Below are 10,326 nucleotides of genomic sequence, written 5' to 3'. Positions count from 1 at the left end.
GCGGAAGTCTTATCTCTTTTTTTATGTTTAAAACTGATGTTTTTTTGCCATCGGTTCAATGCATTTATTTAATATCCAACTTAATACTTTCCATACTTTTTGTTGATTAGGTGGCAAATGAGCATTATATATATAGCTGTATTCAATCTGCTGTTTTGCACCGCGATTTCGTTTGAACTCTCCAGCCCCAGCACTACAATGACAAATTAAATTTTTTTCAATAGAATCTATTGTAATAAGGAGGGAAAGAATGCGATATAAGCCTTGTTGCTGATCAGAGTTTGTATCGTAGCCAAGTATAGGAGTTGTCATAACTCCATCTCTAATAAAATAAGCAATGACACCATCAATCGTGCCCTCTTTTTTAATAACTTTCATTTCCAATAAATGATGCTGAAGCGCATTCCATAAATAAGCTGGTGTAAACATTGGATTATGATCGGAATATTTCTCAATGTATAGTTGATTGTATAACTCGGAAATCTGTAAAATATCCTCTTTTGTTAATTGTTCATTCGTCATTACTTCATAATTGCTTTTCTTTAATAATCTTTTATCATTTAATAAGTCTTTTCGTTCTTTTCGATTCATTTCTTTATAGTGTTTTGGATCAAATAAGTATACGGAACGAGACATAATTTTATTGTAACCTACTGTAGATAATGCTTGTGTAATTGCAGGATATAATTCGCTATTTAAAGAACGAAATAAAATCGTATGCTCTGGAAATTTTTCAACAAGTAAATTCGTAATCCGTTCGATTTGTTGTTGATTTATAGAATGATAAAGATTTGTTGAAAGCATCCAATTATTTACTACAATTACTTTATTAATATTTGTTCGTCGTAGCCAGCTTCCAATAAGATGAATCGGGTAGGTTAGTAACTTCTCTAACCAAGGTTTCTTTAATTCCCATAACTCTTCTAGTGCATAGGATATGTAATGTGTATAGGGAGAACATACATATGAGTTTTCAAACTCTTTGTTATTCACAGTGACTGGCAAGATAAGGTCATCAATTTCTAATAGAAATAGCTGCGTGTTAACATTTTCAATAAATGCTGTAATGCCATTTTGTAAGAGCGGAAGGAAGCTATCTCTTACATATGTTCCATCTCGTTTTGTAGTCCAGTCGATGTTGTGCAGGGAATGAATATCATGTAACGTAATCATACATTTTCACCATGCTTTATAAGGCTTTCTATTCTTTTTAACTTTTTATCATATAATTGAATATCATAATGTGAAAAGAAAAAATGTGGCACAACACATTTTTTAGTAGACCATAGTGTATGTAATTCCTGTATTAAGCTAGATTTACATGATTTGAAATGTTCAGGTAGTACTTTAAGTTTAATCTCAATTTTGTCTGTGCTGTGCTGAATCACTTTAAATTCTTGAATTTCATTAGATGTAAACATAATTGCTCTTCGAATGAAATCAGGGAAAATAGATATTTCGCTTTTATCCAATTCACTTATCCCGATAAATATATCATCGCATCGACCATCAATTCGTTCTAAGGCTAAGAAGGGAGAACCGCAGGCGCACGCTGTTTTTTTCTCAATTAATATGTCATTGAGACGGTAGCGGATTATAGGCTGTGTCTTCCTCATGAAATCAGTAATAATGGGAACGAATATCCCTCTTTCTTGATCTAAGTATTCTTTTTCAATATGAACAAGGTCTTCATTGATATGTAATGTACCATGTTTACATGTTGTAGCAAGAAAGCCTTCTGTACATTGGTAAACTTGGTGTACTGTCTGTTGAAAAATTGTACTGATAAACTCCCTATCAATATCTTCAAGTACTTCTGCTACAGAGATAATTTTTTTGGGACAAATCATAATAAGTCCTTCTTGTTGCCAATGAGCGATTTTTCGCAACATAGAAGGAGGTGCAATTAAAATAGATGGATTTATTTCATTTAGTCCAGCGATATGTTGATGAAACGAATCTAGTAAATCAAAAAAATGAAACGAAATTCGCTTGTTTTTGGTCGCCTCATATAAATTGCTGTTCGCTCGTAAGAAAAAAGCGATCGTATGTTTATGTAGAATGCTAGAAGGAAGCACTTTACCGATAATAGAACCGGCCCACATCGTTTGTTCTTCCTGAGAAACGAGAAAAACTCCGCGATTTCCACTAGTGCCTGATGATAGCCCAACAGTTATATTACGAATAGTTGGAGAAAAATTTCGGGTTTTTTCCGCTTCAAATGCTACATGAAAGGCTTCCTTTTTTGAAATAGAAGCTGTATTTAATGTATCAAAGTTCTCCATCATTACTTCTTTATTAATGATAGGGAGTGAAGCCCAGTCCCCGTTTTCGATTTCTTTTAAAAAAGGTGTGTATAATTGACGATAGAAAGGTGACTGATCTATAGCAAACAAAAGATGTTTTGTTATTTGTTGCTTATGAAATTGTTCTAATTGCTCACGAGTTGAAAATCGTAAGCGATATTTTGTTTTTAAATATTGCTGGAGAATCCGAAACTTATTCATAGTATACCCCTGCTTTAATTTGATTCCATGTGCGTTCGCAATGAGTTGGAAGAATTTCAATTTTTGGTGATATTTGCGATAAATGATGTAACTTTTCAATGTTGTGGCGATAAGATTTTGCATCCCCGGTTAAAAGGCTGACGATCTTACTTGGAAAGACAAGGTTTTCATACGTTTTACTGAGCCACACTGCGTCTGCACAAAGAAAAACAATTTTATCACTATGTAAATGGACGAATAGGCCAAATTGTCCAATTGCATGCCCCGTTAAATCAACAGCGAGTAATGAACCATCACCAAATACATCATATCCCTCTTCAAATTTTCCATATGTAGGAGATAAACTAAGCGATGGAGTTTGATCAATAAATGTCATCCGTTGTTCTAAATCAATTGGTAATGTATCTTTTAAGCAACCTTTTAATAGGGCACCAAATTTACTTCTCTTTTTAATATCTTCATAAGCTTTCGAGAAGGTTAATACTTTTGCTTTTGGAAAGTCGGGCAGTCCTGCTGTATGGTCACCATGAAAATGAGAAAGAATAATATACTTAATCTTTTCTGGTTGAATACCATCAAGAAGTAGTTGCTGTTTAATAGATTGCTCTTCTGTAAAGTGAACAGGAGTAAGTTTAGCATATACAGAGTAAGGAAATTTTCTTGTCGCTTCTATAAAGTGCCGGGCATATCCGGTATCAAATAAAATATAGCCTAGGATTGGATGTTGAAGTAATCCCACTGTAGCTGGAAAGGAAATTTGTTTCCAACTGCCTTTGGAATATGCAATTTTTTCAGGATGTGTGCAATATCCTGTATCGTAAAGCTTTAAAGATTTAATTTTCATTGTGTTTCCCACCATTCCACAAATTTTGTGATTCCTTCTTCTATGCTAATATTTGGAATATAGCCTAGTTCTCTTTGAGCTTTATCAATACTTAAAGTCTGGCTTTTTGAAAGTACACTAACAGTATATTTTGTGAGAATAGGTTCTTTTCCAAATAAGATAGTTTTTGAAATCCCCTCTAGTATCGCGGCAATTGTAAAAGCAGTTTTGTAGGAAGTTTTTTTATATTGTACCTCCTTGCCAAGGCATTTCATTACATTTTCAATGACTTCATATAAATTTACACGTTCCCCATTTGTTATATTGTATTTTTGGCCTAATGTATGTTTAGGTGAATGCATACAAAGAAGCAGGGCATCTACAACATTCTCGACATATGTAATATCGATAAGTACATCTTTTGTACCGATTCTTGGTAGGGCGCCTTTTTCACATACTTTAATAAGGCGTGGAAGAATAGCGTTATCTCCTGGACCAAATAAAGCACGTGGACGTATCGTGATAACTGGTAAACCATGATTGAACGCTTGATCAATAGCTTGTTCCGCCATATATTTTGTTTTTGCATAATGGTTTACAAATGTATCAGGAAGTTTTGCGTTTTCGACTACATCTTGTCGCTCATCATAATAGAAATAAATACTCGGTGTCGATACATGGATAAGGCGTTTTATGCCAGACTTTTGACTTCCTTCAATAATATGCCTTGTTCCTAACACATTCGCGTTGTAAAAATCTTTGTATTTGCCCCAAGGAGAAGAAAGGGCGCCGCTATGAAAGATATAATCTTTATCTTTACAAACTTGTAGAACACGATGTCTATCTTCAAGAGGACAATGTACAAATTCAATGCCATTTTGTTCTAATAATTTGCCAGTTGTTTTATTTCTCCCGGTTGCTGTTACTTCATAGCCTATACTCGCTAATCGAAAAGCAAGTTTTTGTCCTAGAAAACCAGTTCCACCAGTTACTAGCATTCTCATCAATTTTCACCGTCCCATGATATGTCATATGTTGTTTGCTCCAAAATAGTCCGTTCATTTTTATCACTTTCACGCCATAATTTATACATGCTATAAAACTGATAAAAAAATGGTTTCCAATCAGAGTGACTATAAATGATATCTGGATAGGAACATAGAACTTTCAGCCATTGCTTACGTGTTTGTTTGCTTTTTAAATAAGGAGGTCCATATAAAAGCATTGCTAATCGAATTGCACACTCCGAATTTGGTTTGGGAATTAGCGTATGGTTCACCTTTGTATCAAAAAAAGCTGATAATATTTCCTCATCGAATAAATGTAACCCACTTGTAGTACGTGGATTACATTCAATCGGAATAGCATCTCCGTCCTCTGTAATGATAAAATCAAAGGCAATTTGCCCAGAGAAATTTAGCTCCTTTACGATATGCCCAACAAACTCGTCAATTTTTGGGAGATTAATATGCTCAAACGCAATGGTAGCGCCTAAACCCGCCGTGAATTCTGTTTTATAGACAGAGTGAGCTAACACTTTTCCAGATTGTACAATACTGTAGGAGCAATGCTGTGTTCCTTGTATAAACTCTTGGATGATATAATTTGGCTTGTCCACCATGATGCCCTTTTCAACATCTTCTTTTGTAATAAACGCCACTTTGTCAGAAAAACGAGAGAAAATTGGCTTTAGTACAAAAGGAGTAGTGGCCGATGTTTGGTGAATCATTGCCTGTATGGCTTGTTCGTTATTTGTTTTATACGTTGCAGGAACTTGCCAGCCTAAATTCGTTACGAACTGAATAAATTCCCACTTATTATGAAGTAATGAAAGTTTATGAAATTCGTCTACTAATACATGGCAAAATCGGCTTAATTTTTCTTTATACCTAGATATATAAAATACTTCTTCACAAGTAGGGATAAGTAAATCGACATCATGTTTTTGAATAATTGATTGTAGTGCATCAATACTCTCATTTGTGTTCCATTTTGGAGAAGGAATTTCATAAAAATAATCAATGTTCGTTGAAGCTTTACTTAATGGATAGGAAATACTATCTGCAATAATGACGGTATGTCCGCTTTTCTTGAACAATCTGCATAAATGTAATGCTGCTGGTGCGCGTGCCCCTGTAATTAATACTGTTTTCTTAGTACTCAAGAAGAATGCCTCCAATAGAAAGCCCTGCAGACGTACCCAGTAACAATATTTTATCTCCGCGCTGCACTTTGTTTTGTTTAATTGCTTCGAAAAGAGCGACCGGAATAGATGCAGAAATCATATTCCCGTAGTCTTCAAAAATAGTCATAAAGCGATCCTCATCGACCCCTAATTTTTTACGAATCAGCTTCATAGCTGGTCCACTTGCTTGATGAGGAATAATTAAATCAATATCATCTAGGGAATAACCAGTATGTATAAGTAGTTTCTCGATAAAATTTAACATATATTTAGAAGACAATTTGAAAATAGCTCTGCCATTCATATCGAACAAGAAGTCTTCTTTTCGTTCTTCACTATATTCTCTAGGATGAATCATTGTTCCACCGCCGCGAATTTCTGATAGATGCGCACCAGAGCTATACGTTTCCATATGGGAAGCAATAATAGAAGAAGTGTGATCACTTTTTGTTACCACAACAGCTGCTGCACCATCGCCGAATAAAATACTACTTTCATTTTGTCCCCAATTTAATCCTACAGAAGAAATTTCAGAAGAAATGATGACAACATTTTTGTATCTCCCGCATTCAACTGCGTAAGAAATTGTATCAAGTGCTGTTACGAAGCTTAAGCATGTTGAGTTGATATCAAAACATGGAATACCAGAATGCTGTAGTCCAAGTTGTTCTTGAATAAGTGATGCAGTAGAAGGGATTGCCTGCTGGATTGTTCCACTTCCGCAGATGATACAATCGATATCGTCCCATGTTAGATTAGCATCTGCTATAGCTTTTTTAGCAGCTTCAGCTCCCATATAAGAAGATGTTTCATCATCAACAAAGTATCGTGTTTTCACTCCAGCTTTTTTTAATGTCCAGCCTTCTTGGGCACCTAACATACGATCTATTTCAAAAGAATCTACTTTTCGTTTTGGAACATATACACCAATACCTTTTATTTTAATATATCTTTTCATCCCATATCGCCTCTTAATCTTATTATAAATTTATAAAATTCTATCATATATATATTATTATTATAGAAAAAATAGGGAAAAAAGTTTTTTGTGAAATTTAGTATTTTTATAAATTATCTTCATATTAATTTATGGGGTTGTAAGAAAAGATAGTACGGAATTTATCCTTAAGAGATGTATCGAAAATTTATCCCGCACTAACGGTCAGTAATACTCCCACCTCAAAATTCGGTGGGAGATAAACTGCCCGTAAAGGCCCGATTGGTTCAACTAATAATTAGTGGGGGATGAGGAAAACCCCCACTGATTAAAGTTTCACTTTATGAAGATTCAAAGGAAATAGCAGTTGGAAATGTTTCGGTGCAGATTCAAAAGGGTGAATTTTACTCTAGAAAGAAGGGGAATATATGAAACGAATTCTTGTGATAAGTGATATTCATGGAGAAATGGAGAAGTTTGAAAAGCTGTTAGTAGAGGCAAAATACAATGCGAAAGAGGATCAATTAATTTTAATGGGGGATTATGTAGATCGTGGGTCGAGTGCAAAGGCTGTAATTGAAAAAGTGATGCAATTAAAAGAAGAAGGTGCTTTTGTTTTAAAAGGGAATCATGAAGATATGATGATTAAAGCATTAACGACTAATGAAGAAAGATCGTGGAATCATTGGGTGAAGAGAAATGGCGGGAATAAAACGTTATATAGCTATGGTTTTTCAGAGAGCGATATTGCTATAAATAAAGAAGTATTTAAAAAACCAGTTTTAAAGTCTGATATATTAGAAAAACATTTAAAGTTTATACAAGAACTAGATCATTATATTGAAACAGACGATTACATATTTGTTCATGCAGGTGTAGAACCAACAAAACCAGTTGCTGAATCTGAGCCATACACGTTAATGTGGATACGGAATGAGTTTCATCATGGATACAATGGTGAAAAAACTGTTGTATTTGGGCATACAGAAACCAAAACACTCCATGGCGACGAGGAGAATTGTAATGTGTATTTTGGAAGTAATCGAATTATCGGAATCGATGGGGGAGCTGTATATGGTGGCCAGTTAAACTGTTTAGAATTACCAAGTCAAAATGTATATGTAGTGAAAGAATAATATAAAAAGAGATAAGGGATCAAAACAAAGATCAAACCTTATCTCTTTTATTTGTTTACATAATTTGTGAAATCATTACTGCGATTCATTATCGATTTAACTCCATTGCAACTTGTTTCCCATTTACGAAAACCTCTATCACCGCTACTACAACTTCAATCATTTTTTTCATCTCTTATCTCTCCTTTGTTTATTGTCTCATTTCTTACTTTAAGTATAACGAGCAGCAAGTATTGTAACTATCGAATTAGATGACATGAGGATTACAGTGTTGTAAGAATACAATTTGTATGTTTTTAATGCTTTTTTATTAAGGGGAAGTTAAGAAATAAATTTCATAATAAAGCCCATATGCAGAACGATAAATAGTGAAATTATTAAGGGAATGAAGAATCTAGATAGAAAAAGATATATAAGTCGAATGGATTCGTACACAAGACGGACAAGTATGTCGAGTGCTCTTTTTTTGTTATTATGAAAATGAATATAGGTGAATAGAAAAGATTTTTATGTTGGATGAAAGGTGGGAAAGTGATATGCGCTTATTAGTTGTAGAAGATAATGCACCTTTATTAGAATCAATTACACAAATTTTACTTGATGAGTTTGAAATTGATACAGCGATGAATGGAGAAGACGGATTATTTTTGGCACTGCAAAATATTTATGATGCGATTCTTCTTGATGTAATGTTGCCAGGGATGGATGGGTTTGAAGTAATTCAAAGAATACGGAACGAAAAAATTGAAACACCTGTTTTATTTTTGACTGCTAAAGATTCTTTGGAGGACCGTGTGAAAGGATTAGATTTTGGTGGAGATGATTATTTAATAAAACCATTTCAAGCACCTGAGTTAAAAGCAAGAATTCGTGCCTTATTACGAAGAAGTGGTAGTTTAACAACAAAACAGACGATTCAGTATCGCGGGATTGAATTGTTTGGAAAAGACAAAGACATTCAAGTAGATGGAGAAGCAATGAAATTAACATTAAAGCAATATGAACTTTTAGAATATCTTATTCAAAACAGTGGGAAAATTTTAATGCGTGAGCAAATTTTTGATCGTATATGGGGATTTGATTCGGATACAACGGTAGCTATTGTTGAAGTGTATGTTCATCATTTACGAAAAAAATTAGAGCCATTTGGCTATCAAAAAGATATTCAAACCGTTCGCGGAATTGGATATATATTAAAAGAACAATGAAGAGGGGAAGTATGTTTCAAAAAACACGCATTCGTCTTACAATTTTAAATTCATTAGTGTTTATTATATTAATTGGAGTTCTAGGGAGCATTATCTATGGCTATACATATAATCGCATTTATAGTGGAGTAGATAATTCGCTAGAGATGTTTAAAGCAAAAGAGAAGAAACATTCTAAGTCTAATCCAAAAGGATCCGTTAAGGATATCCGTATTGGAGATCCGAGGATTACTGTACTGTTATGGCATGGAAAAAAAGTAGCCTTAATAGATAAGAATCCTAAATTTATTGATCCTGTTTTTGAAGAAAATCCATTAGCGTTTTTTCCAGAACAATTAGAAGGTTTTCAGAATATTGAAATTAAAGGGAAGAGTTTTCGAGCGTTGGCTTTTCAGCGTAATACTGAATTTGGACAAATGACAGTTCAATTTGTACGCGATACAACGGCAGAAAGGGATATGTTGCATACGTTATTGCTAATTCTTATAGTGGGGTGTAGTGTAGGAAGTTTATGCGCAATTGGGATGGGATTTTTCTTAGCTGGAAGAGCTCTTGTACCAATTCACAATTCTTGGGAAAAGCAGCAACAGTTTGTTTCCGATGCATCCCATGAATTACGAACGCCACTAGCGGTTATTCAATCGAAAACAGATGTACTATTTCAGTCTCCTTCCGCCACGATAGAGGAAAAGGCAATTGATATTTCTACAATTTCCAAGGAGTGTAGAAGGTTATCAAAGCTCGTTGCTAATTTATTATTATTAGCTCGTTCGGATTCGAATCAAATTGAAATGGATAAAAAGGAATTTGCATTAGATGAATTATTAACGGAAGTAGTAGAGCCGTATGCAGAAATTGCTGCATATCAAGAGAAAAAGATGACACTAGAAATCGAGTCTCAAGTATCTTTTATTGGTGATCGGGAGCGAATTCATCAAATGATTGTGATTTTGTTAGACAATGCGATGAAATACACTGACGTTGGTGGAATAATCCAAGTAGCATGTATGCAAACAAATAGTTCAATTATGATTCAAGTAAAGGATAATGGAATTGGAATAAAAGAGGAAAATATTCCAAAGTTGTTTGACCGTTTTTATCAAGGAGATAAAGCAAGAGCGAAATCAGAAGGTGCTGGATTAGGGCTTTCAATTGCGAATTGGATTGCAGAAAAGCATTATGGGAGAATAAAAGTAGAGAGCAAAATAAATGAAGGTGCTTCTTTTGAAGTGACTTTACCTAAAAATCAAAGAGTATAAAGAATTTAGAGACGATCTTGTTTTTACAAGGTCGTCTTTTTTAAGGGAAAGTTAAGAAATGTTTTTCATAATAGAGTTTACACAGAATAAGAAGGGCAAAAGAGAGAAAAGGAAATCACTGTGCATTCTTGTTAAGAATAGCTAGATAGTTGTATTCACAGATGACTCTAATAAGAAATGAATTGAGCATATCTTCTACGATAATGTGGGGGAAATAGAAGAGAAAACAAGTGAAGGCAATTACAATGTCCAAAATGTAAAGGGGAGATGA

At 34.2% G+C, this 10,326-nt stretch carries 9 protein-coding genes; 3 read left to right on the top strand and 6 right to left on the bottom strand.

Going from position 1 to position 10,326, the window contains the following annotated elements:
• Nucleotides 1-27 precede the first annotated feature (27 nt).
• Genes HRG09_RS08440 through HRG09_RS08415 form a run of 6 tightly spaced genes read right to left on the bottom strand, consistent with a single transcriptional unit; the run spans nucleotide 28 to nucleotide 6,473 of the window.
• On the bottom strand, nucleotides 28-1,173 hold the full coding sequence (locus tag HRG09_RS08440; RefSeq protein WP_174100368.1) for a hypothetical protein: 1,146 nt from the start codon (nucleotides 1,171-1,173) through the stop codon (nucleotides 28-30).
• Nucleotides 1,170-2,507, bottom strand: a complete 1,338-nt coding sequence (locus HRG09_RS08435; RefSeq protein ID WP_174100367.1) for a F390 synthetase-related protein — start codon at nucleotides 2,505-2,507, stop codon at nucleotides 1,170-1,172. Before HRG09_RS08435 ends, HRG09_RS08440 begins: the two co-directional genes overlap by 4 nt.
• Complete coding sequence (locus tag HRG09_RS08430) at nucleotides 2,500-3,351, bottom strand: MBL fold metallo-hydrolase (RefSeq protein ID WP_174100366.1); 852 nt, start codon at nucleotides 3,349-3,351, stop codon at nucleotides 2,500-2,502. Before HRG09_RS08430 ends, HRG09_RS08435 begins: the two co-directional genes overlap by 8 nt.
• Nucleotides 3,348-4,334 carry an NAD-dependent epimerase/dehydratase family protein gene (locus tag HRG09_RS08425; RefSeq protein WP_174100378.1) on the bottom strand — a complete coding sequence of 329 codons (987 nt, stop codon included), beginning with the start codon at nucleotides 4,332-4,334 and terminating at the stop codon, nucleotides 3,348-3,350. Before HRG09_RS08425 ends, HRG09_RS08430 begins: the two co-directional genes overlap by 4 nt.
• Nucleotides 4,334-5,494 (bottom strand): ATP-grasp domain-containing protein, encoded by a 1,161-nt coding sequence (locus tag HRG09_RS08420; RefSeq protein WP_174100365.1) that lies wholly within the window; start codon nucleotides 5,492-5,494, stop codon nucleotides 4,334-4,336. The genes HRG09_RS08425 and HRG09_RS08420 overlap by 1 nt, the downstream gene beginning before the upstream one ends.
• Complete coding sequence (locus HRG09_RS08415) at nucleotides 5,484-6,473, bottom strand: beta-ketoacyl-ACP synthase III (RefSeq protein WP_174100364.1); 990 nt, start codon at nucleotides 6,471-6,473, stop codon at nucleotides 5,484-5,486. The genes HRG09_RS08420 and HRG09_RS08415 overlap by 11 nt, the downstream gene beginning before the upstream one ends.
• Nucleotides 6,474-6,880: 407 nt before the next feature.
• Here HRG09_RS08415 and HRG09_RS08410 point away from each other — a divergent pair, with 407 nt between their 5' ends.
• The 3 genes from HRG09_RS08410 to HRG09_RS08400 all read left to right on the top strand — a co-directional run bounded on the left by HRG09_RS08410 (nucleotide 6,881) and on the right by HRG09_RS08400 (nucleotide 10,055).
• The gene (locus tag HRG09_RS08410; protein ID WP_174100363.1) at nucleotides 6,881-7,588 is read left to right on the top strand and encodes a metallophosphoesterase family protein; all 708 of its coding nucleotides are present in this window, start codon (nucleotides 6,881-6,883) and stop codon (nucleotides 7,586-7,588) included.
• Between the two features lie 536 nt (nucleotides 7,589-8,124).
• Nucleotides 8,125-8,796: a response regulator transcription factor gene (locus tag HRG09_RS08405; RefSeq protein ID WP_174100362.1), complete on the top strand. Its 672-nt coding sequence runs from the start codon at nucleotides 8,125-8,127 to the stop codon at nucleotides 8,794-8,796.
• A complete protein-coding gene (locus tag HRG09_RS08400) occupies nucleotides 8,793-10,055 on the top strand; it encodes a sensor histidine kinase (protein WP_174100361.1) in 1,263 nt (420 codons plus the stop codon). The genes HRG09_RS08405 and HRG09_RS08400 overlap by 4 nt, the downstream gene beginning before the upstream one ends.
• The last annotated feature ends 271 nt before the right edge of the window (nucleotides 10,056-10,326 follow it).

It is taken from the genome of Bacillus sp. Xin1 (genome assembly GCF_013314535.1).
Classification (GTDB): Bacteria; Bacillota; Bacilli; order Bacillales; family Bacillaceae_G; genus Bacillus_A.
This window is presented reverse-complemented; position numbering and strand designations above follow the sequence as displayed.

What these genes read in the sequence shown, in the direction of transcription:
- HRG09_RS08425 (WP_174100378.1), bottom strand. Translation starts at nt 4,334, where the DNA reads ATGAGAATGCTAGTAACTGGTGGAACTGGTTTTCTAGGACAAAAACTT.
- HRG09_RS08410 (WP_174100363.1), top strand. Translation starts at nt 6,881, where the DNA reads ATGAAACGAATTCTTGTGATAAGTGATATTCATGGAGAAATGGAGAAG.
- HRG09_RS08430 (WP_174100366.1), bottom strand. Translation starts at nt 3,351, where the DNA reads ATGAAAATTAAATCTTTAAAGCTTTACGATACAGGATATTGCACACAT.
- HRG09_RS08400 (WP_174100361.1), top strand. Translation starts at nt 8,793, where the DNA reads ATGAAGAGGGGAAGTATGTTTCAAAAAACACGCATTCGTCTTACAATT.
- HRG09_RS08405 (WP_174100362.1), top strand. Translation starts at nt 8,125, where the DNA reads ATGCGCTTATTAGTTGTAGAAGATAATGCACCTTTATTAGAATCAATT.
- HRG09_RS08435 (WP_174100367.1), bottom strand. Translation starts at nt 2,507, where the DNA reads ATGAATAAGTTTCGGATTCTCCAGCAATATTTAAAAACAAAATATCGC.
- HRG09_RS08415 (WP_174100364.1), bottom strand. Translation starts at nt 6,473, where the DNA reads ATGAAAAGATATATTAAAATAAAAGGTATTGGTGTATATGTTCCAAAA.
- HRG09_RS08440 (WP_174100368.1), bottom strand. Translation starts at nt 1,173, where the DNA reads ATGATTACGTTACATGATATTCATTCCCTGCACAACATCGACTGGACT.